The sequence below is a fragment of the Streptomyces sp. NPDC030995 genome (genome assembly GCF_055571215.1).
Window position 1 is genome coordinate 1 of sequence record NZ_JBVIFS010000040.1, and the last position, 24,264, is coordinate 24,264.

At 73.3% G+C, this 24,264-nt stretch carries 27 protein-coding genes and 2 pseudogenes; 17 read left to right on the forward strand and 12 right to left on the reverse strand.

The genetic code is table 11. The features are described from left to right. Window positions 1–116: 116 nt before the first annotated feature. Entirely contained in the window at window positions 117–896 is a 780-nt protein-coding gene (locus ACZ45T_RS34565; protein ID WP_468448093.1) for a DeoR/GlpR family DNA-binding transcription regulator, read from the reverse strand. A gap of 157 nt (window positions 897–1,053) precedes the next feature. Between ACZ45T_RS34565 and ACZ45T_RS34570 the strand changes: the two genes are divergently transcribed. The 3 genes from ACZ45T_RS34570 to ACZ45T_RS34580 are packed head-to-tail and all read left to right on the forward strand — an operon-like array spanning window position 1,054 to window position 3,336. Continuing rightward, entirely contained in the window at window positions 1,054–1,956 is a 903-nt protein-coding gene (locus tag ACZ45T_RS34570; protein WP_468448094.1) for an SIS domain-containing protein, read from the forward strand. Further along, entirely contained in the window at window positions 1,953–2,789 is an 837-nt protein-coding gene (locus ACZ45T_RS34575) for a class II fructose-bisphosphate aldolase (RefSeq protein ID WP_468448095.1), read from the forward strand. Before ACZ45T_RS34570 ends, ACZ45T_RS34575 begins: the two co-directional genes overlap by 4 nt. A 19-nt stretch (window positions 2,790–2,808) precedes the next feature. Beyond that, on the forward strand, window positions 2,809–3,336 hold the full coding sequence (locus ACZ45T_RS34580) for a hypothetical protein (RefSeq protein WP_468448096.1): 528 nt from the start codon (window positions 2,809–2,811) through the stop codon (window positions 3,334–3,336). A 68-nt stretch (window positions 3,337–3,404) separates the two neighbouring features. On the opposite strand, the gene ACZ45T_RS34585 is transcribed toward ACZ45T_RS34580, so the two are convergent. After that, window positions 3,405–3,956 carry a DinB family protein gene (locus ACZ45T_RS34585; protein ID WP_468448097.1) on the reverse strand — a complete coding sequence of 184 codons (552 nt, stop codon included), beginning with the start codon at window positions 3,954–3,956 and terminating at the stop codon, window positions 3,405–3,407. 121 nt (window positions 3,957–4,077) lie between these two features. On the opposite strand from ACZ45T_RS34585, the gene ACZ45T_RS34590 reads away from it, so the two are divergent. Then, a complete protein-coding gene (locus tag ACZ45T_RS34590) occupies window positions 4,078–5,268 on the forward strand; it encodes an acyl-CoA dehydrogenase family protein (RefSeq protein WP_468448098.1) in 1,191 nt (396 codons plus the stop codon). Here the strand turns inward: ACZ45T_RS34590 and ACZ45T_RS34595 are convergent. Continuing rightward, complete coding sequence (locus tag ACZ45T_RS34595) at window positions 5,265–6,173, reverse strand: ADP-ribosylglycohydrolase family protein (RefSeq protein WP_468448099.1); 909 nt, start codon at window positions 6,171–6,173, stop codon at window positions 5,265–5,267. The two genes, ACZ45T_RS34590 and ACZ45T_RS34595, sit on opposite strands and share 4 nt — an antisense overlap. Before the next feature lie 51 nt (window positions 6,174–6,224). Next, window positions 6,225–6,656 carry a CBS domain-containing protein gene (locus ACZ45T_RS34600; protein ID WP_468448100.1) on the reverse strand — a complete coding sequence of 144 codons (432 nt, stop codon included), beginning with the start codon at window positions 6,654–6,656 and terminating at the stop codon, window positions 6,225–6,227. A 34-nt stretch (window positions 6,657–6,690) separates the two neighbouring features. Between ACZ45T_RS34600 and ACZ45T_RS34605 the strand changes: the two are divergent. The 3 genes and pseudogenes from ACZ45T_RS34605 to ACZ45T_RS34615 all read left to right on the forward strand — a co-directional run. Further along, window positions 6,691–7,158, forward strand: a pseudogene (locus ACZ45T_RS34605) (zinc-binding dehydrogenase); the annotation flags it as partial. Window positions 7,159–7,288: 130 nt separating this feature from the next. Continuing rightward, window positions 7,289–8,212: an ABC transporter ATP-binding protein gene (locus ACZ45T_RS34610; RefSeq protein ID WP_468448101.1), complete on the forward strand. Its 924-nt coding sequence runs from the start codon at window positions 7,289–7,291 to the stop codon at window positions 8,210–8,212. Next, entirely contained in the window at window positions 8,209–9,030 is an 822-nt protein-coding gene (locus ACZ45T_RS34615; protein ID WP_468448102.1) for an ABC-2 transporter permease, read from the forward strand. Before ACZ45T_RS34610 ends, ACZ45T_RS34615 begins: the two co-directional genes overlap by 4 nt. Here the strand turns inward: ACZ45T_RS34615 and ACZ45T_RS34620 are convergent. Next, complete coding sequence (locus tag ACZ45T_RS34620; protein ID WP_468448103.1) at window positions 8,994–9,197, reverse strand: hypothetical protein; 204 nt, start codon at window positions 9,195–9,197, stop codon at window positions 8,994–8,996. The two genes, ACZ45T_RS34615 and ACZ45T_RS34620, sit on opposite strands and share 37 nt — an antisense overlap. A 102-nt stretch (window positions 9,198–9,299) precedes the next feature. Between ACZ45T_RS34620 and ACZ45T_RS34625 the strand changes: the two genes are divergently transcribed. Both ACZ45T_RS34625 and ACZ45T_RS34630 read left to right on the forward strand, forming a co-directional pair. Further along, window positions 9,300–9,737 carry a hypothetical protein gene (locus tag ACZ45T_RS34625; protein WP_468448140.1) on the forward strand — a complete coding sequence of 146 codons (438 nt, stop codon included), beginning with the start codon at window positions 9,300–9,302 and terminating at the stop codon, window positions 9,735–9,737. After that, window positions 9,691–10,017 (forward strand): annotated as a pseudogene (locus ACZ45T_RS34630) (universal stress protein); the annotation flags it as partial. The gene ACZ45T_RS34625 and the pseudogene ACZ45T_RS34630, both read left to right, overlap by 47 nt. 170 nt (window positions 10,018–10,187) lie before the next feature. Here the strand turns inward: ACZ45T_RS34630 and ACZ45T_RS34635 are convergent. Then, window positions 10,188–11,435, reverse strand: a complete 1,248-nt coding sequence (locus ACZ45T_RS34635) for an MFS transporter (RefSeq protein ID WP_468448104.1) — start codon at window positions 11,433–11,435, stop codon at window positions 10,188–10,190. A 5-nt stretch (window positions 11,436–11,440) separates the two neighbouring features. Continuing rightward, window positions 11,441–12,802, reverse strand: a complete 1,362-nt coding sequence (locus ACZ45T_RS34640; protein ID WP_468448105.1) for an FAD-dependent oxidoreductase — start codon at window positions 12,800–12,802, stop codon at window positions 11,441–11,443. Between the two features lie 245 nt (window positions 12,803–13,047). On the opposite strand from ACZ45T_RS34640, the gene ACZ45T_RS34645 reads away from it, so the two are divergent. After that, window positions 13,048–13,206: a DUF6126 family protein gene (locus tag ACZ45T_RS34645; protein WP_468448106.1), complete on the forward strand. Its 159-nt coding sequence runs from the start codon at window positions 13,048–13,050 to the stop codon at window positions 13,204–13,206. Between the two features lie 151 nt (window positions 13,207–13,357). Here ACZ45T_RS34645 and ACZ45T_RS34650 read toward each other — a convergent pair whose 3' ends face one another. Continuing rightward, window positions 13,358–13,693: an ArsR/SmtB family transcription factor gene (locus tag ACZ45T_RS34650; RefSeq protein ID WP_468448107.1), complete on the reverse strand. Its 336-nt coding sequence runs from the start codon at window positions 13,691–13,693 to the stop codon at window positions 13,358–13,360. Between the two features lie 181 nt (window positions 13,694–13,874). Here ACZ45T_RS34650 and ACZ45T_RS34655 point away from each other — a divergent pair, with 181 nt between their 5' ends. Next, the gene (locus ACZ45T_RS34655; RefSeq protein ID WP_468448108.1) at window positions 13,875–14,243 is read left to right on the forward strand and encodes an ArsR/SmtB family transcription factor; all 369 of its coding nucleotides are present in this window, start codon (window positions 13,875–13,877) and stop codon (window positions 14,241–14,243) included. Between the two features lie 108 nt (window positions 14,244–14,351). Here ACZ45T_RS34655 and ACZ45T_RS34660 read toward each other — a convergent pair whose 3' ends face one another. Then, window positions 14,352–14,600, reverse strand: coding sequence for a hypothetical protein (locus tag ACZ45T_RS34660; protein ID WP_468448109.1), 249 nt, complete (start codon window positions 14,598–14,600; stop codon window positions 14,352–14,354). A 225-nt stretch (window positions 14,601–14,825) separates the two neighbouring features. Here ACZ45T_RS34660 and ACZ45T_RS34665 point away from each other — a divergent pair, with 225 nt between their 5' ends. Then, window positions 14,826–15,374 (forward strand): DUF11 domain-containing protein, encoded by a 549-nt coding sequence (locus ACZ45T_RS34665; RefSeq protein ID WP_468448110.1) that lies wholly within the window; start codon window positions 14,826–14,828, stop codon window positions 15,372–15,374. A 91-nt stretch (window positions 15,375–15,465) separates the two neighbouring features. Further along, window positions 15,466–16,137 carry an HAD family hydrolase gene (locus ACZ45T_RS34670; RefSeq protein WP_468448111.1) on the forward strand — a complete coding sequence of 224 codons (672 nt, stop codon included), beginning with the start codon at window positions 15,466–15,468 and terminating at the stop codon, window positions 16,135–16,137. Here the strand turns inward: ACZ45T_RS34670 and lysA are convergent. Both lysA and ACZ45T_RS34680 read right to left on the reverse strand, forming a co-directional pair. Further along, the gene (gene lysA, locus ACZ45T_RS34675; protein ID WP_468448112.1) at window positions 16,110–17,444 is read right to left on the reverse strand and encodes a diaminopimelate decarboxylase; all 1,335 of its coding nucleotides are present in this window, start codon (window positions 17,442–17,444) and stop codon (window positions 16,110–16,112) included. The genes ACZ45T_RS34670 and lysA overlap by 28 nt on opposite strands. 13 nt (window positions 17,445–17,457) lie before the next feature. Further along, the gene (locus ACZ45T_RS34680) at window positions 17,458–17,802 is read right to left on the reverse strand and encodes an SAV_915 family protein (protein WP_468448141.1); all 345 of its coding nucleotides are present in this window, start codon (window positions 17,800–17,802) and stop codon (window positions 17,458–17,460) included. 139 nt (window positions 17,803–17,941) lie between these two features. Between ACZ45T_RS34680 and ACZ45T_RS34685 the strand changes: the two genes are divergently transcribed. The 4 genes from ACZ45T_RS34685 (at window position 17,942) to ACZ45T_RS34700 (ending at window position 23,704) form a co-directional block, all read left to right on the forward strand. Then, a complete protein-coding gene (locus ACZ45T_RS34685) occupies window positions 17,942–18,943 on the forward strand; it encodes an oxygenase MpaB family protein (protein WP_468448113.1) in 1,002 nt (333 codons plus the stop codon). A gap of 26 nt (window positions 18,944–18,969) precedes the next feature. Then, window positions 18,970–21,045 carry a serine/threonine-protein kinase gene (locus ACZ45T_RS34690; RefSeq protein ID WP_468448114.1) on the forward strand — a complete coding sequence of 692 codons (2,076 nt, stop codon included), beginning with the start codon at window positions 18,970–18,972 and terminating at the stop codon, window positions 21,043–21,045. Next, a complete protein-coding gene (locus ACZ45T_RS34695) occupies window positions 21,042–22,604 on the forward strand; it encodes a phytoene desaturase family protein (RefSeq protein ID WP_468448115.1) in 1,563 nt (520 codons plus the stop codon). Before ACZ45T_RS34690 ends, ACZ45T_RS34695 begins: the two co-directional genes overlap by 4 nt. A gap of 95 nt (window positions 22,605–22,699) precedes the next feature. Continuing rightward, on the forward strand, window positions 22,700–23,704 hold the full coding sequence (locus ACZ45T_RS34700) for an alpha/beta fold hydrolase (RefSeq protein WP_468448116.1): 1,005 nt from the start codon (window positions 22,700–22,702) through the stop codon (window positions 23,702–23,704). A 100-nt stretch (window positions 23,705–23,804) separates the two neighbouring features. Here the strand turns inward: ACZ45T_RS34700 and ACZ45T_RS34705 are convergent, their stop codons facing one another. After that, the gene (locus tag ACZ45T_RS34705) at window positions 23,805–24,254 is read right to left on the reverse strand and encodes a nitroreductase family deazaflavin-dependent oxidoreductase (protein WP_468448117.1); all 450 of its coding nucleotides are present in this window, start codon (window positions 24,252–24,254) and stop codon (window positions 23,805–23,807) included. Window positions 24,255–24,264: the final 10 nt, after the last annotated feature.

The following is a 24,264-nucleotide window of genomic DNA, read 5'->3' on the forward strand; positions in this document are numbered from 1 at the left end:
CATCGGGTTCGCTGGGGGGGAGTGGCTCTACCAGGGCAAGTTTTGTCTCAATCCACGCTGTTTCTTTGGATCCTCTTGGGGGTGGGGGGCCGGGTCCCCCCCCACCCACCCGCCCCTCACACCCTCAGCACTTCCACCCCCGCCGCGGCGAAGGCCTCCGCCACGCCCGTCGCCAGGCCCGTGTCCGTGACCAGGACGTCCACCGACGAGGTCGCGCAGATACGGGCGAAGGCGCGCACGCCGAGTTTGCTGGAGTCGGCCGCGATCACCACCCGGCGGGCCCGCTCGCACAGCAGGCGGTTGATCGACGCCTCGTCCTCGTGCCGGGTCGCCGCGCCGTCCGCCGGGTCGAAGCCGTCCACGCCGACCACCGCGGTGTCCACCGCGAGCTGCCCGAGCACCTGCTCGGCCAGCGGGCCGGTCAGCTCGTACGACTGGGGGCGGGCGACACCCCCCGTCAGCACGATCTTGAACTGCGGCCGGATCACCAGCTCGCCCGCGATGTTGAGGGCGTTGGTCACCACCGTCAGCGCCGGCGAGCCCGAGGCCAGGTCCGGGCGCCCGGCCAGGGCCCGCGCCACCTCGGTGGTCGTGGTGCCGCCCGTCAGGCCGATCACCTCGCCCGGGGCGATCAGGGCGGCCACCGCCTCGCTGATGCGGCGCTTCTCGGCCGCGCGCCGGGAGGTGCGGTAGCGCAGGGGGAGTTCGTACGAGACCCCGTGCAGCACCGCCCCGCCGCGCGTGCGGACCAGCAACTGCTGTTCGGCGAGCTGGTCGAGGTCGCGGCGGATGGTCGCGGCGGACACGCCGAGGGTCTCCGCCGCCGGTTCCACCTCCAGCTCGCCCCGCTCCACCAGCAGGTCCAGCAGTGCCTGCCAGCGCTCCTTGCGGGTCATCGGCCGCCCCCTTCGGTGATCCATCGGCCTACCTGGCGACACTAACCCAGGTGGTCATTCCCGTGGCTGCTTGAAGTTGCTTGAAAGTGCCAGCTATCTTGCAGGAAAACGCATGAGGGAACGCATTCAGATCAGCCTGCCGCACGAGGGAGCCTGTATGAGTCACGTCGCGTACGAGTTGGGCACACAGCCCGCATGCTGGGAGCGGGCCGCCGAACTGGCCCCGGCCCAGCGGGCGGTGCTGCCGCAGCCGGGGGAGCGTACCGCGATCGTCGGGTGCGGGACCTCGTACTACATGGCCCAGGCGGCCGCCGTGTTGCGCGAGGAGGCCGGGCAGGGGGAGACCGACGCCTTCCCCGCCTCGGAGTTCCCGCGCCACCGCCGCTATGACCGGGTCGTCGCCCTGACCCGCTCCGGCACCACCACCGAGGTGCTGGACCTGCTGGCCGCACTGCGGGACGCCCGAGTGCCCACGACCGCCGTCATCGGCGATCCGGCGACCCCGGTGATGACCCTCGCGGACGAGCTCGTCGTCCTGGACTTCGCCGATGAACAGTCCGTCGTGCAGACCCGCTTCGCGACCACCGCCCTCACCCTGCTGCGCGCCCACGTCGGGCTGCACACCGCCGCCGTGGTCGCCGACGCCCGCACCGCCCTCACCGAGCCGCTCCCCGCCGAGCTGGAGAGCCGGGGGCAGTTCACCTTCCTCGGCCGCGGCTGGAGCGTCGGACTCGCCCACGAGGCCGCGCTGAAGATGCGCGAGGCCTCGCTGTCCTGGGCCGAGTCCTACCCGGCGATGGAGTACCGGCACGGGCCGATCAGCATCTCCGGGCCCGGCACCGTCACCTGGTCCCTCGACGAGGCCCCCGACGGGCTCGCCGAACAGGTCCGGGGCACCGGCTCCCAGTGGGTGGCCGGAGGGCTCGACCCGCTCGCCGAACTGGTCCGCGTGCACCGCCTCGCCCTCGCCGTCGCCGCCCACCAGCAGCTGGATCCGGACGCGCCGCGCAACCTCACCCGCTCGGTGATCCTGACCACCGGCGAGGAGGCGGTCCGATGAGCCTCGTACCCGCGGGTCCGCTCGTCCTGGAAGCGGCCCGCGCGGGCCGCGCCGTCGCCGCCTTCAACATCATCACCCTGGAGCACGCCGAAGCCGTCGTCGCCGGGGCCGAGGCGGCCGGGCTGCCCGTCATCCTGCAACTGAGCGAGAACGCCGTGAAGTTCCGCGCCGGCCGGCTGCTGCCCATCTCCCGGGCCGCCGCCGCCTGCGCGGAGGCCGCCGGGGTCCCGGTCGGCCTGCACCTCGACCACGTCAAGAGCCCCGAGCTGCTGCGCCAGGCCTGCGACGCGGGGTACAGCTCGGTGATGTACGACGCCGCGCAGCTCCCGTACGCCGAGAACCTGGAGGCCACCCGCTCCGCCGCCGACTGGGCGCACGCCAACGGGCTGTGGATCGAGGCCGAGTTGGGCGAGGTCGGCGGCAAGAACGGCGCCGCCCCGCTGGACCCGCACGCACCCGGCGCCCGTACCGACCCCGACGAGGCGCGGCGGTTCGTCGCCGACTCGGGCGTGGACGCGCTGGCCGTCGCCATCGGCAGCAGCCACGCGATGACCAGCCGGACCGCGGCCCTGGACCACGTGCTGCTGGCCCGGCTGGCCAAGACGGTGGACGTGCCGCTCGTCCTGCACGGCTCCTCCGGGCTGCCGGACGCCGAGCTCGCGGCGGCCGTCGCGGGCGGCATCCGCAAGGTCAACATCGGCACCGCGCTGAACGTGGCCATGACCGAGGCCATCCGCACCCACCTGACGCCGGCGGATCCCCGGCCGTACCTGACGGCCGCCCGTACGGCGATGACGGCGACGGCCGCCGCTATGATCAGCGCCTTGAACTGACCGGTACCGGGGGGCGATCGTGGACACGCAGCGGGGGCGTACGAACCGGCGGCGGTTCCTGCTGATCGCCGGCCTCCCGCTGCTGACCCTGGGCGGCGGCCTGACGTACCTGCTGTGGCCGCAGCCGTACCGGAACCCGGTCCGCACCGACCTGGAACCGCTGAACGAGCGGCTGCGGCCGCACCTGGGCGAGCTGACCGACGCGCACTGGCTGGGCTACGACGTCGACGAGGAGGCGGGCGGCGGGCGGAGCATCCCGAGCCCGGACTCCGAGATCCGGCTCGTCGGTGTCGCCCACCTGCCGCCCGGGGGCGCGTCCGCGATCGTCCGTGCCCCCGGCCGTACCTTCGCCTCCGCCGCGCCGTCGGCGCTGCCCGGCGCGCTGGAGCCGTACCTGCCCGCCGCCGCGGCCTGGCAGCACAGCCCGGAGTTCGACGCGTACGCGAACCGCGAGGCGCCGGACGCGGCCGTGTCCGCCTCGGGCGCGTACCTCTTCGACGTGGCGCGCGATGTCGTCTGCTTCGACGTGCTCTACCGCTACGCCTGACGGCGGGCGGCGGCGGGCGGCTGTCGGCCCTCGGCGCCGGGCGCCGGGCGCCGGGCGGCGCGTGGGTCTCAGATGCCCATCGCCCCGTCGATGCGCTCGCGCAGCAGGTCGGCGTGCCCGTTGTGCCGGGCGTACTCCTCGACCATGTGGATCAGGACCCAGCGCAGCGAGACCTTGCCGCGCCACGCGTCCACCGCATGTATGTCGAGGCCGGGCGCCTCGGTGACGAAGCGTTCGGCGAAGGCCACCTCGTCGTGCCAGGCCTCCCAGGCAGCCGCCACGGCAGCGGGGTCGGACACGGCGCCGTCGAAGTCCCCGTCGGGATCGGAGGGGGAGGAGAAGCGCGGAGCCGCGTCCTGGCCTGCCAGCACCTGCCGGAACCAGCGGCGCTCCACATCGGCCAGATGCCGGACCAGGCCGAGCAGGGAGAGGGTGGACGGCTCCACCGACCGCCGGTCCAACTCCGCTTCCAGACCCGCGCACTTCAGCTCCAGGGTCGCGCGCTGGTCCGCCAGGAAGGCGACCAGCATGCGCCGCTCGTCGCCGGTCGCGGGGCCGGTGAAACGGTCGTCCTGCTCCGGGTCGACGAAGAATTCGGCCCTGCTGCGTGGGTTCGTCATGGCCAAGATTATTTCTCGGCCGCCACCGGGTTTCCGACCCCTTCCAAATTTTTGTAACAGGTTCTAGTGTGACCGCCGCCGCCACAGCGACCGGCTGGACCGCGAGACTCCCGGAGGGGCCGTGCACCTCGAATACACGCCTGAGCAGCAGCAGTTGCGCACCGAGCTGCGTGCCTACTTCGCCGAGCTGGTGCCGGACGACGTCTACGCCCGCTACGAGGACCCAGCCGCGCAGAAGCGGTACTACCGGGAGACCATCCGCCGGCTCGGCGCGGACGGCTGGCTCGGGGTCGGCTGGCCCAAGGAGTTCGGCGGCCGCGGGATGTCCCCGATGGACCAGTTCATCTTCTTCGACGAGGCCGCGCAGGCCGTCGTACCGCTGCCCCTGATGGCGCTCAACACGGTCGGGCCGACCATCATGCAGTTCGGCACCGACGAGCAGAAGGCGTACTTCCTGCCCAAGATCCTAGCGGGGGAGATCGACTTCGCCATCGGCTACAGCGAGCCCGACGCCGGCACCGACCTCGCGGCGCTCAAGTGCAAGGCCGTGCGCGAGGGCGACGAGGAGAGCGGCACCTACGTCGTCAACGGGCAGAAGATCTGGACCACCAACGGCGACACCGCCGACTGGGTCTGGCTCGCCGTCCGCACCGACCCGGACGCCCCCGCGCACAAGGGCATCACCATGCTCCTCGTCCCGACCGCCGACCCCGGCTACTCCTGCACCCTCATCAACACCCTCGCCTCGCACGACACCACCGCCAGCTACTACGAGAACATCCGCGTCCCCGCGAACCGCCGCGTCGGGCAGGAGAACAAGGGCTGGCGCCTGATCACCAACCAGCTCAACCACGAGCGCGTCACCCTGGCCGCGCACGGCACCATGGCCATCCGGGCCCTCCACGACGTCCAGCGCTGGGCCGCCGAGACCAAGCTCGCCGACGGCCGCCGGGTCATCGACCTCTCCTGGGTCCGCGGCCGCCTCGCGCGCACCCACGCCCGGCTCGACGCGATGAAGCTGCTCAACTGGCAGATGGTGGGCGCGGTCCAGGAGGGCACCCTCACCCCGCAGGACGCCTCCGCGGTCAAGGTGTACGGCTCCGAGGCACGCCGGGACGCGTACGCCTGGCTCATGGAGGTCGTGGGCGCGGCCGGCTCCCTCAAGAACGGCTCGGCGGGCGCGGTCCTGCACGGCGAACTCGAACGCGGCTACCGCAGCGCCGTGATCTTCACCTTCGGCGGGGGCAACAACGAGATCCAGCGCGAGATCATCTCCTGGATCGGCCTCGGCATGCCCCGCGTCCGCCGCTAGGTCATGGCCGGGGGCAGCGGTTCACGGGCTGCGTGCCAGGCGGGCGGAAGGGTGGCGACGCCCGTGCGAGCGGCGATGACCCCGCCCACGATGGCGCACGTGGTGTCGATGTCGCCGCGCCCGGCGACGGTGGACCACAGGCCCTCGTGCAGGTCGTCGAGGTGTCCCGCCGCGCACCAGAGGGCGTAGGGCACGGTGTCGGGTCCGGACATCCGGTAGCCGGAGCCCAGCACCTCCGCGGCGTGTCGGACCGAGGTGTGCTCCGGCATCCGGGCCGCGATCCGCACCCCGGACCGGACGTCGCCGACGGGTAGCCGTTCGGCGACGGCCCGGAGGAAGTCCGGCCGCGCCGGGGCGGCCCCGCCCCGGCTCCGCGTGGCCAGCGCCGCGGCCACGGCGACCGCCACCGCCGCGGAGGCGGCCTCCGGGTGGTGGTGTGAGACCGCGCTCTGCCCGGCGGCCTGCGAGGCGACGGCGTCGAGGTCGGCGGCGTGCCAGGCGCCGAGCGGGGCGACGCGCATGGCCGCGCCGTTGCCCCAGGAGCCCTGGCCGCCGAACTGTCCAGAGACCACTTCCCGCCAGGGCTCGCCCGCGCCGATCCGGCGGAGCACATCGTGCATCGAGGCTCCGTAGCCGCGGTGCGTGTCGTCGGCGTAGGCCTCGGCGAGGCGCAGGGCGAAGCGGTCCTGGTCGACGGTGCCGCCGCCCTCGGCGAGTTCCCGGACGAGAACGAGCGCCTGGGCGGTGTCGTCGCTCCACCGCCACAGCGGCTCCGGGGGCAGGAGCCGTGCCTCCAAGGCTGCCGGGCCTTCGCGGCGCAGGATGCCGAACCAGCGGTCACCGAAGGCATCACCGAAGGCGAGCCCGGACAACGAGTCCAGCGCAGCGGTAGGCAGGTTGATCATCGGAGCAGTATGGCAAGGCCACTGTGCCCCCGGCACTCCGATTTCCACGCCTCATGCGGCGGTGGGCGTACGGAGCCGGCAGTGGACGTCGACGATGCCCTCGACCGGGTGGGCGAGGCGTTCTGCCAGGGGGATCAAGTGGCTGTCGCGGACCTGGCCGCTCAGGGTGGCGATCCCTTGGGACACGGTCACTTCGACGGCCTCGTGTGAGAGGGGGAACAGGCGCTCGACGACGGTGCGGCGGATCTCGGTGGTGAGTTCTTCGTCAGTGCGGAGGAAGACCTTGAGGAGGTCGGCGCGGCTGACGATGCCCTTGAGGGTGCCGTTGGCGTCGACGACCGGGAGGCGCTTGATGTGACGGTCGGCCATGAGGCGGGCGGCCTGGGGGAGTGTGGCGTCGGGGCGGATCGTGACCGCGGGGGAGGTCATCATGTCCTCGGCGCGGCTGGAGCCGGCCTTGGCGGTGTCCCCGAGGCGGCGCATCTGTTCGATCAGGCCCGGGGGGTGCTCGTGGAACCGGCTCGCTGCCGCGCGCGACCTCGGTGCCGATGCCACCGCGAGCGCGGAGGAGGAGCCCGAGCGGCTGGTGGAGGACCTGACCGACGGGCTCGGGGCGGACGTGGTCATCGAGGCCGTCGGCGTGCCCGAGGCGTTCGAGATGTGCACCCGTATGGTCCACCCGGTCGGCCGGGTCGCCAACATCGGCGTCCACGGCAAGCCCGCCGTCCTCCACCTCGAAGACCCGTGGATCAAGGACGTCACCATCACCACCGGCCTCGTCGACACCCACTCCACCCCCATGCTGCTGCGCATGATGGCCGCCAGCCGCCTGCCCGGGGCCGAGATGATCACCCACCGCTTCGAGCTGGACCAGATGGAAGCGGCGTACGACGTCTTCTCCCGCGCCGCAGACACCGGCGCCCTCAAGGTCGTGCTCGGTGGACCGCAGCACGACACGGTCGCCGTACCGCCCCAGGAGCAGTGAGTGCCGTGAGGGAGCATGCCGAGCCCCCGCCCGGCGCGACACCGCGCTGGCAAGCGCCATGGGGGCGCCCTCCCAAGGGCTCACCCCGAGTGCGGGGGCGGGGCTCCGGCCGCGGGACCAGACTGGACGCATGGGCGACGGACCGGGACCGACGATCGAGCTGACCGGCCTGACCAAGAGGTACGGGCCGGTGGTGGGGGTCGACCGGTTGAGCCTGACCGTGAGATCGGGTGAGGTGTTCGGATTCCTCGGGCCCAACGGAGCGGGGAAGACGACCACGTTGCGGTGTCTCACCGGGCTGCTCCGGCCGAGCGAGGGACGCGTGCGGGTGCTCGGGCTGGACCCGATCGCCGATCACCGCCGGGTGGCCCCGGATCTGGGGTATCTGCCCGGTGAACTGCGCTTGTACCCGGAGCTCTCCGGAGCGGAAACGCTCGATCTGCTGTCCGCGCTGCAGGGCGCCCCCGTGCCCCGCCGCGGCGAGCTGTGCGACCGGCTGGGGCTGACGCCCGCGATCCTCACCCGCCCCGTCGGAGGTTACTCACGCGGGATGAAGCAGAAGCTCGGCCTGGTGCAGGCGATGCAGCACGATCCGCGACTGGTGGTACTCGACGAACCGACCGAGGGGCTCGACCCGTTGGTCCAGGAGACGTTCTTCACGTTGCTGGGCGAGGCGGCCGCCGCCGGACGCACCGTCCTGCTCTCCAGTCACATCCTGCCGGAGGTGCAGCGTACGTGCGGGCGTGTGGCGATCATCCGGGACGGACGGCTGGTGACGGTCCAGAGCGTGGCCGGCCTGCGCGAGGCCCGTGCCAGGCGGATCCGGCTGTCCTTCGCGGACGGACAGGGGGCACGGCCGCTGGGCGGCGCGGAGCGCTGGGCCCCGCGCTGGCAGGGGGACCGGGTGGAACTGCTCGTGCCGCCGAGCGAGGTGGTGGGCGCGCTGCGCGCACTGCTCGGCCTGGCGGTGGCCGACGTCACCGTGGAGGAGGCCGGGCTGGACGAGGCCTTCATGGACCTGTACCGCGACGGCGCCGGGCGGGAGGAGCCGTGAGACGGCGCTGGCCCCTGTTGTGGCTCGCCCTGTACCGGCGGCGCCGGATGCTGGTCGCCCTGCTCGTCGGGATGGTCGTCTTCGAGGCCCTCATCGTGGTGGTCGCGAACGCGATTCCTCCGGGGCAGCTGTTCTCCGCGGGCGGGAAGGGACCCCCCTCGGCCTACCGGGCGTTCAGCGGTTCCAGCGGCGACGTGTCGATCGCCAGCTACCCCGGCCTGCTGGGTGCCGGCCTCACCCACCCGTTCTGGATCGCCATGCAGCTCACCGCGATCGGTTCGCTCGCTGCGGCCGCCGTGGCGGCGGACGTGGAGTCCGGGACGGTGGAACTGGTGATGGTGCGTCCCGTCAGCCGTACCCGTCTGCTGGCCGAGCGGACCGCGGCACTGGTGCTCGTGGCGCTGGCCCTGAACGTGGCAGCGACCCTCACGGTAGCGGTGGGGGTGGCCCTGTCACCGGACATGCACCACGCGGTGCCGATCGGCGGGGTGTCCGCCGCAGGGGTGATGGGCCTGGGCTTCTCCCTGTGCCTGATCGGGCCGGCGCTGGCCGTGTCGGCGGCGGGCCGGCGGCGCGCCCAGGTGGTCGGCGCGACCATCGCGATCGGAGCCGTGGGTTTCGCCGTCAACTTCATCGCGCTGGCATGGGAGCCGGCGGCCCCGCTGAGGTTCCTCAGCCCGTTCCACTACTACGCCCCGGGCGACGCCCTGGCTTCGGGCGGCGTGCTCTGGCCCCAGCTCGGGATTCTGGTCGGCACGGGTGCGCTGGGCATTCTGTTGGCTCATCTGGCGCTCCAGCGCCGAGACCTCGCGCCCTGAACGGCGCCCGTACCGGCGGTGAGGGAGACGGTGAGGTCCGCCTTGACGTCCACCTTGACGTCCACGACGCCCGGTACGGTTCCGGCGGCGCGCACGACGACGTCTTCCTGGAGGATGGGGACCTTTGGTCCCGGCGGTGGTCCCGGGCGGCCCTCTTCCCCGAGCATCGACGGTGCCAGCGTGAGGGGTGTCCCTCATCGGCTTCTCGGTTGGGAGCGATCGTGGAAAGCACCTTCCGCACCCCGGACACCAGCTCGGTCGTCGTCGGCGTGGACGGTTCGGAGCCGGCGCGCAGCGCCGCACTGTGGGCGGCCCGGGAGGCCGTACGCCGCGGCCGTCCCCTGCACATCGTCTACGGCGCCGACACCGACGGCAGGGCCTTGTACCTCTCGGCGGAGACCATCGAACGGGTCCACGTCAACGGCCGAGTACCCCGGCCTGCACGTGACCACCGAATCCAGCCGCGCGGACGCCGTCAGCAGCCTGCACCGGGCCGGCGGGCGCCACGGCACGGTCGTGGTGGGCAACCGCGGCCTGGGCGGTTTCAACTCCCTCATGCTCGGCTCGGTCGGGCTGGGCACCGCGGCCATCGCCGTGACCCCCGTCATCGTCGTCCGAGTCACCGACGGGGCCGAGGAGACCGGCACCGTCCTCGCGGCCGTGCGCGACGAGCACGACCTCCTGATCGCCCGGTACGCCGCCCGTGAAGCCGGGCTGCACAAGGCCTCCCTGCGGCTGCTGCACGTGTGGAACGTGCTCCGGTCCGTCGGCGAGGTGGTCGGCATGCTCGACGGCGTCGAGGAGATCGCGGGCGGGCACGAAGAGACCTTGCGGGCCGTCACGGACGTGATCCGCGACGAGTTCCCCGACCTGGACGTGCGGGCCGATGCGGAGAAGAGCATCTCCGTGGCCGGTGTCCTGGTCGAGGCGTCCCGCCACGCCGACCTGCTCGTCATGGGCGGCCGCCGCGTCCCCGGGCCCCTCGGACTCGCCCCCAACCTGGGCAAGGCCGCGCACAGCCTGCTGCACCACGTCCACTGCCCCGTTGGCTGGGCGGCCGGATGGAGGCCGCAGCGCGGGGCGACGGGGAGCGGGGCACCCGTCTGGACTGGAAGGTACCTCTGGTCCCACCACCGGCGTGAGCTGACGGATGGCGGTTACGCGGATGCTTCGCCGGCCCGGGGAAGCGCCGAGCCGGGTGAGGCCTTGCCCGAGGCCCCCGCGGCGAGGCAGGCGGCCACGACGGAGAGCGCGGCGAGGCCGGCGAAGAGGTGGGGGTTGCCGCCGAGCGGGCCCACGAGGGCGGCTCCGGCCCAGGGGGCCAGGGCTGCCGCGATGTGGGCGGGTGCGCCGAGGAGTCCGGAGAGGCGGCCGTAGTGGGCGGTGCCCCAGCGGTCGGTGACGGCGGTGGCCTGCAGCAGGGTCAGGTTGCCGCGTACGACACCGGCCAGGACCGCGAGCGCGACCAGCACGGGCATCGGGCCGGGGACCGCGGCGAGGGCTGCCGCGGTCGCGCCGCCCAGGGAGATCAGGACGACGGTGCGGGCGGTGACCGAGGTGCGGGCGGACAGGCCGGCGTAGAGGGTGCGGCCGAGGGTCTGGCCGGCTCCGCCGAGCCCGAGGGCCCAGGCGGCTGTCGACGGGCTGGCGCCGCGCTCGGTGAGGAGTGGGATGAGGCCCATGACGACGGCGTACGTGGCGAAGCCGGACAGGGTGAAGGCCGCGGCCAGGAGGAGGAAGGGGCGGCTGCGGGTGAGGGGGGTGCGGTCGATGGCGGGTGGCGGCGGTGGTGAGGCCGGCCATGGGGCGCGCAGGGCGAGGGCGTGCGCGGGGATGGTGACGGCGGCCAGGATCACGGCGAGGACCGCGTACGTCGTGCGCCAGCTCAGGTGTTCGGCGAGCAGGGCGGTCAGGGGCGCGAAGACGGTGGAGGCGAGCCCGCCGGCGAGGGTGACGATGGTCAGGGCCCGGATGCGGTCGGGTCCCCACCAGCGGGTGAGGGCGGCGAAGGCGGGCGGGTAGAAGGTGGCGGCCATGGCCACACCCGCGAGCAGCCAGCCCACGGTGAAGACGGCCGGATTCGGGGCGGCGGCGATGACGAGGAGGGCGAGGGTCCCGAGAACGGATCCTGCCGTCATCACCGCGCGCGGACCTCGGCGGTCGAGGATCCGGCCGATCGGGATGCCGGCCACGGCGGAGACGAGGAGCGCGAGGGAGAAGGCGGCCGTGGCGGCGGTGACGGACCAGCCGGTGGCGGCCGTCAGCCGCGGGAGCAGGACGGGGAAGGCGTAGTAGAGGATGCCCCAGCCGGTGATCTGCGTGGCGCACAGGGCGGGCAGCGCGGCGCGGGGCCGCGACCGGACCCCCGTACCGGTCGCGGCCCCGCTGCTCCGAAGGTCGCTCACCCCGGTCAGCAGCCGCCGGAGGAGACGGGGGCGCCGACGCCGACGGTGAGCGTGGCGGGGGCGGCGCAGCATCCGCCGCCGGTCTCTTCGGCGGCCTGGGGCTGGTCGAAGAGGCCGGCGCCGCCGCAGACTCCGGTCTCGGGCAGGGTGAGTTCGACCCGCTCGGCGGCTTCGCGGTCGCCGGCGAGGGCGGCGGCGATGGAGCGGACCTGTTCGTAGCCGGTCATGGCGAGGAAGGTCGGGGCGCGGCCGTAGGACTTCATGCCGACGAGGTAGATGCCCTGCTCCGGGTGGGAGAGCTCGTTCACCCCGTGCGGGTAGACGGTGCCGCAGGAGTGCTGGTTGGGGTCGATCAGCGGGGCCAGCCGGACCGGGGACTGGAGGCGCTCGTCCAGGCCGAGGCGGAGCTCGTTCAGGAACGACAGGTCGGGGCGGAAGCCCGTCAGGACGATGACCCTGTCCACCGCGTCGAGACGGCGGCCGTCCTCACCCACGAGCACCAGGCGGCCCTCGTCATCGCGCTCGATGGCGTCGGTGCGGAAGCCGGTGACCGCGTCGGCGTACCCGCCGTCGACAGCGGCCTTCGCCGCCAGGCCGAGGGCGCCGCGGGCGGGGAGCTGGTCGGCCTCGCCGCCGCCGAAGGTGGAGCCGCTGATGCCGCGCCGCAGGATCCACACCGCGTGCGTGCCGGGGGAGTCCTTCGCGAGTTCGGCCAGGTGGGCGAGCGCGGTGAAGGCGGAGGCGCCGGAGCCGATGACGGCGGTGCGCTTGCCCGCGTAACGGGCCCGGACCGCCGGGTCCTTGAGATCCGGGACGCGGTAGGAGATCCGGTCGGCGGCGGCCTTCTCACCGAGGGCGGGCAGGCCGTCGCCGCCGGTGGGGCCGGGGGTGGACCAGGTGCCGGAGGCGTCGATGACGGCGCGGGCGGTGACCCGCTCCTCGGTGCCGTCGGCGTTCAGGATGCTGACCGTGAAGGGCTGCTGTTCGCGGTCGGCGTCGACGATCCGGTCGCGGCCGAGTCGGGAGACGCCGGTCACCGTGGCTCCGTAGCGGACCTTGTCACCGAGGACGTCGGCGAGCGGCTGGAGGTACTTCTCCGCCCAGTCCGCACCGGAGGGGTAGGTCGCGCCGTCGGGGGCGGTCCAGCCGGTAGGGGCCAGAAGCTTTGCGGCGGCCGGGGCGACGACCTCGGACCAGGTGGAGAACAGCCGCACGTGGCCCCACTCGCGGACCGCGCTGCCGGCGGCCGGTCCGGCTTCCAGGACCAGGGGTGCGATGCCGCGCTCGGTGAGGTGCGCGGCGGCGGCGAGGCCGGCCGGGCCTGCTCCGATCACGACGACGGGCAGGGCTTCGGTGGATGCGTTCACGACGGGCTCCCCTATTGATTCGACGTCTGTCGATGTCCTGGTGCCTCAAGCGTGGCACTTGTATCGATGTTCGTCAACATAGACAGCTGTCGAAGTGTGCCGGGTGGGCTAGACTTGCAGAGTTATGCAATTCATTAGTTCGGGGAGGTGGCGGCCGCCATCGAGCACGCAGGCGAGCGAGGGATGCAGGTCCCGGTCCGCCCCTGCACCCGCCCGCACGGGGAACCTGGGAAGGATGACGCGTCATGACGCACGACACCTCTGGCGAAGAGCAGGCTGCCGACCACGAGCGGTGGAAGGAGAAGGGCGTCGCCTTGCGCGCCTTCTTCTACATCTTCGGCACCCACGTGTTCGCCGGGTTCGTCTGGCTGCTCTTCTACCTGGGCCAGCACGCACAGAAGTGAGAAGCGGCCGTCCTGTGGTGTCAGAAGCGCGATGAATCCGCACCAGCGGAAGACGGCCGCCGTATGTGGGGCGCGGCCCGGTGGACCTGCACCGCAATGCGCCGCCCGGACAGGGCGGGCCTAGGGCCCGGCCTGATCCCAAAGACACGCCCTAGCTGCCGCTTGTGGCGCGGAGGTCGGCCAGGAGTTCGGCCTGGCCCTCCAGGACGCCGGACAGGATGCCGCGGGCGACCCGCAGCAGTTCCGCGATCTGCGGGTGGGTGAGCCGGTAGTGCACGTTGGAGCCCTCGCGGCGGGTGATCACCAGGTTGGCCTTGCGCAGGACGGCCAGCTGTTGGGAGAGGCTCGCGGCCTCCACCCCGACCTCCGGCAGCATCTCGGCGACCGCGTGCTCGCGCTCGGCCAGGAGTTCCAGGACCCGGATGCGGACCGGGTGCCCCAGCGTCTTGAAGAACTCCGCCTTGAGCTGGTAGAGCGGCGTGCTCACCTGGGTACCCCTGCCTTGACTGCCCATCTCATCCACCCGGACCGTTCCTTCGCAGGGGCATCCAGTCGCCCCTCCTCGCACCTTGTGACCTCCAGAATTGCAGATCCCTGCAACTCCGGGGGGTCGGGTGGACCGTCTCCGGTACCTGCCGCCTTGCTTCGACATGTGTCAACATAGACGCATGTCGAATGCGAAGGTTTTGCCGCTCCTGGAAGCCGATCAGGCCATCGCGCTGTGCTGCCCGCCGCTGACCGAGCGTCCCATGTCGGCGGACGAGGCGGAGGTCGCGGCGAAGATGTTCAAGGCCCTCGGCGATCCGGTGCGCCTGCGGCTGTTCTCCTCCGTCGCCTCTCACGAGGGCGGCGAGGCGTGCGTGTGCGACATCTCCGATGTCGGCGTCTCGCAGCCGACCGTCTCCCATCACCTGAAGAAGCTGAAGGATGCCGGGCTGCTGTCCTCCGAGCGGCGCGGGACGTGGGTGTACTACCGCGTCGAGCCGTCCGTGCTCGCCGCGATGGGCGCCCTGCTGGCCGGAGCCGCCCGCAGCTGACCCGCCCCCGCAGGGCGCTCACCCGCTGACCCCGCTGACAGGGCCTCATCCATCGGCGCTGTCGCCGGTTGACGCGGATGAGGACGCCTGCGCGGGGCGGCCGCCGGATCAGCCGGGGCCGATCCAGTCCGTCTCCGGGTCCGGGTCCGCGTCCGCGTCCGTCTGCGCGTCCGGGCCCGCGTCGGTCGGGGCCGCGCTGGGGCCGACCCAGTCGGTGTCGGGGTCGGCCGGGGCGGCGGTGGGGCCGACCCAGTCGGTGTCGGGGTCGGCCGGGGCCGCGGTCGGGCCGAGCCAGTCGGCGTGCTGGACGTTGTCCGTTTTCTGGGCGGCCGGTTCTGTGGAGTCGTTCTCTCCCATGGTTACCCCTTGGGTTCGATTCCGTTGTCCTGCACAGAAGATGACGTGCCGCGCGGCCCAAGGGTTCCCCGCGGACGTGCCCGGCCGGGAACACTCCCCTGGCCGTCATCCTGTTGGCCCACGGGTGCCTGACATGCCGTCACCCGGAGGCCTACGCAGCAACCGCTGTCGCGACCTCACGCGCCGCCCGGCAGCTCTCAGACCCGTCGGCGAGGTCCCGCCCGCATGGCGAGCCTGCCCCCGACCTCCGGCCGAAAGGTCTGCACGACCACCGGGCAGATCGACGAGTACCCCCTGCCCACCACCGGCAACTTCCCGGTGAGCATCGCGGCCGGGCCCGACGGCAATCTGTGGTTCACCGAGCTCTTCCGCGACCACATCGGGCGACTGGAGGTCGGCGCCGATCCGCCCACGGCCGACCTGGCGGTCCGGCTGAGCGCACCGGTCACCGTACGGGGCGGCGCCGCGTACGGCTATGACATCACGGTGACCAACTCCGGGCCCTTCAGCGCCGCCGACCTGGCCGTCACGCTGACCCGGCCGAGCGGGGTGCCGGTCACGAGCGCGTCTCCCGGCGCCGACCGGCGCCATCCCACCCAGGTGACCTGGCGGGTCAAGGCGCTGGGCGCCGGACAGCAGCGGGTCTTCCACGTCACCGTGCGAGCCACCCAACGTCCCGGCATCACCGCCACGGCCGCCGTCACCTCCCGTACCCCCGATCCCAACCAGGCGAACAACACCGCCTCGGCCACCACGCGGGTCACCGGCCGCTGACACCGCACCGCTGAAGGGCCGCACCACCTGCCCGGAGCGGGCTCCGGGCCGGACCGCGGCGTCCGCGGCGACGAATGGCATGATCGATGGCGTGACCAGTGAACTTCCTCGGCCCCGCCCCCGGCGGTACGTCCTCTTCGACGTCGACGGCACCCTGATCGACGCCGTGGACAACCAGCGCCGGGTCTGGGGCGCGTGGGCGGAGCGGTACGGTCTGGATCCCGCCGCGGTCCACCGGGTGGCGCTGCGGACCAGGCCTCTGGAGACCTTCGCCGAGGTAGCGCCGGACCGCGATCCCCACGAGTGCCTGGCCGCGCTGCACGAGCTGGAGGACGAGGACGTCCGGTCCGGCGTCTACGGGGCCTTCGACGGCGCGGCGGAGCTCCTGACCGGCCTGCCGGCCGGCTCCTGGGCCCTGGTGACCTCGAACTACGAGCACCGGGTGCGCGGACGCTTCGCCCGGACCGGCCTGCCCTTCCCGGATCTGATCGTGGACGCCGCCGCCGTCGACGAGGGCAAGCCGTCGCCCGTCCCCTATCTCCGGGCCGCCGCCCGCCTCGGCGCGGATCCGGCGGACTGCCTGGTCATCGAGGACGCCCCGTCGGGAGTACGGTCCGGACTCGGCGCCGGCATGACGGTGTGGGGGGTCAACGCCCCGGTCGCGGTGGAAGGCGTGCACCGGCACTTCGGCAGCCTGCGCGAAGCGGCCCGCGACATCCTCGCCTTCGTGAGCCCTCAGCCACCGATGTCCCGGCCGCGGTAGTCGTCCAGCGTCTCGCGCCGGACGAGCAGCCGGACCGCGCCCTCGTGGACCGAGACCACCGGCGGGCGGCCCACGAGGTTGTACCCCGAGGCCATGGACAGCTGGTAGGCGCCCGCGACCGGTACCGCGAGGAGATCGCCCGGCCGGACGTCCGCGGGCAGCGGCACGTCCGCGGCCAGGATGTCGCCCGCCTCGCAGTGGCGGCCGACGACCGTGGCCGTACGGGACCCCGCGGCCGACTGGCGGCCGACGAGGCGGGGCGCGTAGCGGACCCCGTACAGTGCGGGCCGCGGGTTGTCGCTCATGCCCCCGTCCACGGCGACGAACAACCGCTCCCCGGTGTGCTTGACGGCCAGCACCCGGTAGAGCGCCACCCCCGCCGGGCCCACGATCGCGCGCCCGGGCTCGATGGCCAGCCGGGGCACGGGCAGCTCGGCGGCGGCGCAGGCCGCGGCCAGTTCCGCACGGAGCCCCCGCGCGAGGGCGTGGAGGTCGAGCGCGGCCTCGCCGGGCCGGTAGGCGACCCCGTGGCCGCCGCCCATGTCCAGCTCGGGCAGCGTGACGCCGTGGCTCTGCCGGACCCGGGCCATCAGGCCCACCATCCGGCGTACGGCGGTCACGTACGGCTTGACCTCGGTGATCTGGGAGCCGATGTGGCAGTGCAGGCCGGTGAGTTCGAGCTGCGGCTGACCGAGGACGCGGGCGATCGCGTGAGGTGCGGAACCGTCGCCCAGCGAGAGACCGAACTTCTGGTCGTCCGTACCCGTACGGATCTTCTCGTGGCCGCCGGCCGAGATGCCCGGGACCACGCGGACCATCACCTTCTGGTGGCCGCCCGGTCCCACGGCCGCGGCCAGCCGCGCGATCTCCGAGGGGCTGTCGATGACGATCCGGCCGACACCGAGCCGCAGCGCCGTGTCGATGTCGCGGGGCGACTTCGCGTTGCCGTGGAGCACGATCCGCTCGGGCGGGAAGCCCGCGGTGACGGCGAGTTCGAGCTCGCCGGCGGAGCACACGTCGAGCCCCAGGCCCTCCTCGTCGACCCAGCGCACGACGGCACGCGAGAGGAACGCCTTGGCCGCGTACAACACCTCGGCCTCCGGGAAGGCCTCGCGGTACGTCCGGCACCTCCCGCGCACCTCGCCCTCGTCCAGGACGTAGGCCGGGGTGTCGAACCTCCCGGCGACCTCGGCCAGCGACACCCCGCCGACGGCCAGTCCGCCGTGCGGGAGGCGGGTCGTGGAGGCGGGCCAGACGGACAGGCCGTCCGCACCGGCCGCCACCTCGCACAGTTCGGCGATCGTCATGGAGACCTCCTCCTCAGAGAGCACGGACTTCGGCCTCGGCGGCCGCGGGCGCACGCACCGGCACCGGGGTGACGGCGGGGGCCGAGAAGCTCGGGTCGACGGTCACCAGACCCGCGCCGAGCGGAGCCGTCAGGGCCCGGAGGGCGGACTCGGAGAGCCGGATCCAGGGCTGCCGCGCACCGAGCGTCGCGGCCAGCAGGTCCGCGCGGGTGAAGCCGACGGCGGTGCGCTGCCCCAGCGGGGTGCGGAACATCCGGAGCGCCACCTCCGCCGTCCCCGGCCGGACGGGCACGTACAGGGGTCCGGCCGGGGTCCGTTCCTCGGGCTCGGGATCGTCGCCGTAGTGGATCAGGCACATGTGGTCCTCCTGGAGAGCCACCGTCGGGTTGGTGACGCCGAAGCTATGCCCGTCCCCGCACCCTGCGCGCCGTGCCCTGACGCGACCTTGACGGAAATCGGCCCGGTTCATACGGATCGCTGACGGGGATAGTCGGAGGATGGGGAACATCGTGACCGGACCTGGAACCGCACCCGGACCTGGACCTGCACGCGGACCCGCACGCGGACCCGCACCCGGTCCCGGTCCTGCACCGGGACCCGCACCCGGCGCCGACCCCGGCCTGTACGGCCCGTCCTCCGTCACCTGGCAGTGCCACGGCGACCCGATGATGTGGATCGCCGGCGTCCGTGCGCTCTACCTCCAGGCACTCCATCCGCGCGCCGTCCGCGGGGTCATGCAGAATTCAGCTGCGTTCAACACTCAGAGGGGCCGACAGGACGCTTGGGGGCGCCTGATGCGCACCGCCGACTTCGTCGGCACCCTCACCTACGGCACCACCGAGGCCGCCGAGCGCGCCGGCAGCCGCGTCCGCGCCATCCACCGCAGGCTGTCCGCCACCGACCCGGTCACCGGCGAGCGCTTCCCCGTCGACGACCCCGAACTGCTGCTCTGGATCCACTGCGCGCAGATCGACAGCTTCCTGCACGTCCTGCGCCGCTCCGGCGTCCCCCTCACCCCCGCCCAGGCCGACCGCTACGTCGACGAGAACCGCACCAATGCCCGCCTCGTCGGCCTCGACCCGGCCGGTGTCCCCGCCGACACCGCCCAGTTGGCCGCGTACTTCGAAAAGGTGCGCCCCGAGCTCGCCGCAGGCCCCGACGCGCACGCCGTGGACGCGTTCCTGCGCCGCCCACCCGTCCACCCCCTCCTGGTGCCTGGCCGAAATCTGCTGTGGCGCCCGCTCGCCGAGCTCGCGTACGGTTCCCTCCCCGGCTGGGCGCACCAGCTGTATGGGCGGCCCGCACCGGCACCGCGCAGCGTCACCCGGCGCCTGCGCCTCACCGGACGCGTGCTGCGCAGCATTCCCGCAGGTCTACGCTGGCAGCTGCCGCCAGGTCACATCTTGAAAGCGATGCGCCGCCTGGGCCCCGGGAGCCACCCCTCGCCGTACACACTGCGCACATCAGCGGCCATACTGGACCGGCCGGGGAGGGCATAGCGCGACGACGGGGGCGGCTTTAAGACATGGCGGAGTCCAGACTGATCCAGGGCCGGTACCGGTCGCTCGATCTGATCGGGCGCGGCGGCATGGGCGAGGTGTGGCGCGCCCGTGACGAATCGCTGGGCCGGCAGGTCGCCGTGAAGTGCCTCAAGCCGATCGGGGCCGAGCAGGACGCCCACTTCACCCAGGTGCTGCGCGAGCGGTTCCGGCGCGAGGCGCGCGTGGCCGCGTCCCTCCAGCACCGCGGGGTCACTGTCGTCCACGACTTCGGTGACGACAGTGCCGCGGGCGGCTGCCTCTACCTGGTGATGGAGCTCCTCGAAGGCCGCAACCTCAGCCAGCTGCTGGAGGACAACGACGCCCGCCCGCTCCCCGTGGACGTGGTCGTCGACATCGCGGAGCAGATGGCCGCCGCCCTCGGCTACACCCACGACCAGGGCGTCGTCCACCGCGACCTGAAGCCGGCCAACATCATGCGGCTCACCGACGGCACCGTGAAGATCTGTGACTTCGGCATCGCCCGGCTCGCCCACGACATCGGCTTCACCGCCAAACTCACCGGCGGCGGCATGGCCATGGGCACCCCGCACTACATGTCGCCCGAGCAGATCGCGGGCGGCGAGGTCGACCACCGCAGCGACCTGTACTCCCTCGGCTGCGTCCTGTACGAGATCGCCACCGGCGCCCCGCCCTTCGACCTCGGCGACTCCTGGTCGGTGCTGGTGGGCCACCGCGACACCGCCCCCGTGCCCCCGCGCGAGCACCGCCCCGAACTGCCCGGGTACTTCGAGGAGGTGGTCCTCGACCTGCTCGCCAAGCGCCCCGAGGACCGCCCCGGCGACGCCCGCCACGTGCACCACCGGCTCGTCGAGGCACGGCTGGGACCGGGCGGGCTGCCCGGCGCCCAGGCACCGCTCCCGGCATGGGCCCGCGGTATGACCGCCGGGCGCAAGGCCGGGATCGACGCCCGCCCGGCGAGCGGTGAATGGGCCGTGCTCACCGGCTCGTGGACGGCCGCGCGTTCCAGCGGCGAGCACGCCGTGGTCCCCCCGATCGTCCGCCCCGAACCCGCCGAGGACCCGCGGCTCACCGCCGCGTACGGCCTCCCGCGCCCTCCGGGCCCGTGCGTCCCCGGCGGCCCCGAGGCGCTGGCCGCCGACCACGCGCGCGCGTACGCCCTCAGCCGCGCGGGCCGGCCCGAGGACGCGCTCGCCGTGTACACCGCCGTGGCCGAGGGGCGCGCCCGGGTCCTCGGCCCGGACCACGCCGACACCCTCGCGGCCCGCCAGGAGGCGGCGTACGAGATGGGCCGGCTCGGACGCCACCAGGAGGCGCACGACGTCTACCGCGCGGTGCTCGTGGCCCGCGAGCGGACCATGGGGCCGCGCCACCCGGACACCCTGCGCTGCCGTCACAACCTGGCCTGCGCCCTGGGCGCGCTCGGCCGGTTCGCGGACGCCCACGCCACCGCCGCCGAGGTCGCCGCCGAGCGGGCGGCCGTCCTGGGCGCCGAGCACGCGGACACGCTGCTGACCCGGTACGAGGCGGCGTACGCGCTCGGCCGCCTGGAGCGCTGGGAGGAGGCCCTGGTCGCCTTCCACGAGGTCGCCGCCGTACGGGAACGGGTGCTCGGCCGCGACCACCCCGACACCCTGGCCGCGCGCTACGAGGTCGGCATCGCGCTCGGCCGCACCGGGCGCAGCTCCCAGGCGCTCGACCTGTTCCGGGCCCTGGTCCGCGACCGCACGCGCGCCTACGGGGCCGCCGATCCGGAGACCCTGCGTGCCCGGCACGTCCTCGGCGTCAACCTGGGCCGTCTGGAGCGCTGGGAGGAGGCCGTGGCCGAGGCCCGGCAGGTGGGCGCCGTACGGGCCGAGGTGCTCGGCGCGGAGCATGCGGACACCCTGGTCAGCCGCCGCGAACTCGCCGTCGGGCTCGGCCGGCTGGGCCGCTGGGAGGAGGCGCTGCCCATCTACCGGGACCTCTCCGGCATCCGCGAGCGGTCCCTGGGCGACGGGCATCCCGACACGGCCCTGGCCCACGCCGACGAGGCGTACTGTCTGGAGCGGCTCGGCCAGGTGTGCTACCAAGAGCCATGACGACCTTCGGGCGGGACGTGTACGACGACGTGATCGTGGGTGGCGGGCACAACGGCCTGGTGGCCGCCGCGTACCTGGCCCGGGCGGGCCGATCGGTCCTGGTCCTGGAACGGCTCGGGAACACCGGCGGGGCGGCGATCTCCAGCCGCCCCTTCGTGGGCGTCGACGCCCGTCTCTCGCGCTACTCCTACCTCGTGTCCCTGCTCCCGTCGAAGATCGTGCGGGATCTGGACCTGCGGTTCGCGGTCCGCAGGCGCACGGTCTCCTCGTACACGCCCGTCGAGCGCGACGGGCGCCCCGGCGGACTGCTGGTCGGCGGCGGCGAGCAGCGCACCCGGGAGTCCTTCGCGCGGCTGACCGGTTCGGAGCGGGAGTACGAGAGCTGGCGCGCCTTCTACGGAACCACCGGGCAGGTCGCCCGGAAGGTGTTCCCGACCCTGACCGAGCCGTTGCCCACCCGGGACGAGCTGCGGGCCCGGATCGACGACGGGGCCGCGTGGCGGATGCTCTTCGAGGAGCCGCTGGGGCAGGCGGTGGAGCGGCACTTCGACGACGACCTGGTTCGCGGAGTGGTCCTCACGGACGGGCTGATCGGCACCTTCGCGGACGCGCACGACCCCTCGCTCGCGCAGAACCGCTGCTTCCTCTACCACGTCATCGGCGGCGGGACCGGGGACTGGGACGTGCCGGTCGGCGGCATGGGAGCGCTGACCGACGCCCTCGCGGCGGCCGCGCGGGCGGCCGGGGCGGAGATCGCCACCGGGCACGAGGTGCTGCGGATCGACACGGACGGGATCGCTCCGGCCGAGGTGGTGTTCCGTACGGCGACGGGGGAGGGGCGGGTCGTCGGCCGCACGGTACTGGTGAACGCCTCGCCGCGGGCGCTGGCCGAACTCCTCGGCGAGGCGCCGCCGGAGCAGGCCCCCGAGGGAGCCCAGCTCAAGGTCAACATGCTGCTGCGCCGGCTGCCCCGGCTGCGGGACACCGCCGTGGACCCGCACGAGGCCTTCGGCGGCACCTTCCACATCGCCGAGGGGTACGCCGAGCTGGCCCGGGCTTACGCGGAGGCGGCCAGCGGGGAACTGCCCTCCGTACCGCCCTCGGAGATCTACTGCCACTCGCTGACCGACCCCACGATCCTGGGGCCGGAACTGGTGGAACAGGGCTACCAGACGCTCACCCTCTTCGGCCTGCACACCCCGGCCCGGCTGTTCGGACACGACAACCAGCAGGCCCGCGAGGTACTGCTGACCGCCACCCTCGCGCAGCTCGACGCACACCTGGCCGAACCGCTCACCGACTGCCTGGCCTTCGACGCGGACGGCCGTCCGTGCATCGAGGCGAAGACCCCGCTGGACCTGGAGCGCGAACTGCGACTGCCCGGCGGCCACATCTTCCACCGGGACCTGTCCTGGCCCTACGCCGACTCGGGCGGCGGCCGGTGGGGCGTGGAGACCGCGCACCGGGGCGTACTGCTGTGCGGGGCGGGCGCGGTCCGGGGCGGCGGCGTCAGCGGGGTCCCCGGCCACAACGCGGCGATGGCGGTGCTGGGGCACTAGGACACGTCTCAGCCGGTTCGGGCTCCGGAGGCTCGGCCGAGCGGATTGGCCGAAATCAGCCGGTCGTGTGCGCACCTGCTCCTAGAGTCGTACTCATGAGTAACATGAGCGGCGGGAGCAACATGAGTGACATCGTGCGCGCCGGCGGGCAGTCGCGGCGCAAGGTCCTGAAGGCGGCCGTGGCCGGGGTGGGGGCGGCCGCCGCGGTGGGGGCCGGAGCCTCCGCTGCGCACGCGGACGCACGAAGGCGCGGCGCGCCCACCTTCGTCCTCGTCCACGGCTCCGGGAGCAACTCCTACGCATGGTCCGCGGTGGTGGCCGAACTGGGCGTGCGCGGGCACCGGGTGATCGCGGTGGACCTGCCCGGTCACGGTCCGGGCGCGTACTTCCCGGTCTCCTACCAGGCCCCGCAGGACCTGGAGCGGCTGCGCACCGAGCCGTCGCCGATCTCCGAGGTGACACTGGCGGACTGTGCGGAGCACGTCGTCGGCGTCGTGCACGCCGCGCACCGCAACGGCCCCGTGATCCTCGTCGGCCAGAGCCTGGGCGGGGCCACGCTGAACGCGGTCGCCAACCGGGTTCCCGAACTGATCGCCCACCTGGTGTACGCCTCCGCGTTCTGCCCGACGCGGCACGCCTCGGTGCGGGATCTGATGATGACGCCGGAGGCGTCCACGAGCGCCCTGTTCCGGATTCCCGCCGTCAAGACGGCGCCGGAGCTCGGTGTCAGCCGGGTCAACTGGCGCTCGGGCGATCCCGGCTTCCTCGCGGCGGCGAAGGAAGCGCTGGGCGCCGACCGGCCTGACGCCGAGGTGCGAGCGGTCCTCAACATCCTGGAGCCGGACGAGTCCGCGGCGATCGCGGCGGCCGACGCCCGGGGCCTGCCGGCCACGTGGGGGCGGGTGCCGCGGACGTTCCTGCGGTTCACCGAGGACCGCTCCGTCCCGCCGGCGCTTCAGGACCTGATGATCCGCGAGGCGGACGAGGCGACGCCGCGGAACCGCTTCCGCGTACGGTCGTTGGCCACGCCGCACATCGGTCCGCGGGATGCGGCCGTGTGGGCGGACGAGCTGGAGCTCGCGGCACGGACGTGCCGCTGAGGGTGGAGGAGCCGCCCGGCGGGCCCGGACCGGGCCTGCCGGGCGCCAGCCGCGACGAGCCTGCCGGGCAGCAGTCGCGACGTGCGTGCCGGACCGGGACCTACCCGACGGGCTCGATGACCACGATCGGGATCTCGCGGTCCGTCTTGGCCTGGTACTCGTCGTACGAGGGCCAGTGCCGCAGCATCAGCGGCCAGTGCGCGGCGCGTTCCTCGGCGGTCGCCGTGCGGGCCGTGCCCCGGAGGGTTTCGGCGCCGACCTGGATGCGGACCTCGGGGTGCTCGGTCAGGTTCCGGTACCAGAGCGGGTGCGCCGGGTCGCCGCCATTGGAGGCGACGAGGAGGTAACGGCCGTCGTCCTCACCGTAGATGAGGGGGGTGCGCACGGGATGGCCGGAGACCCGGCCCACGGTGGTGAGCAGGAGGGTCTGGGTGCCGTTCCAGAACTGGCCCTGGGCGCCGTTGGAGGCCACGTACTGCTTGACGTGGTCCAGCTGCCAGCTCCCCTCCTTGGGGTCGGTCGGATTCTCCCAGTCGATGTCGGTCGTCATACGGCTCCGC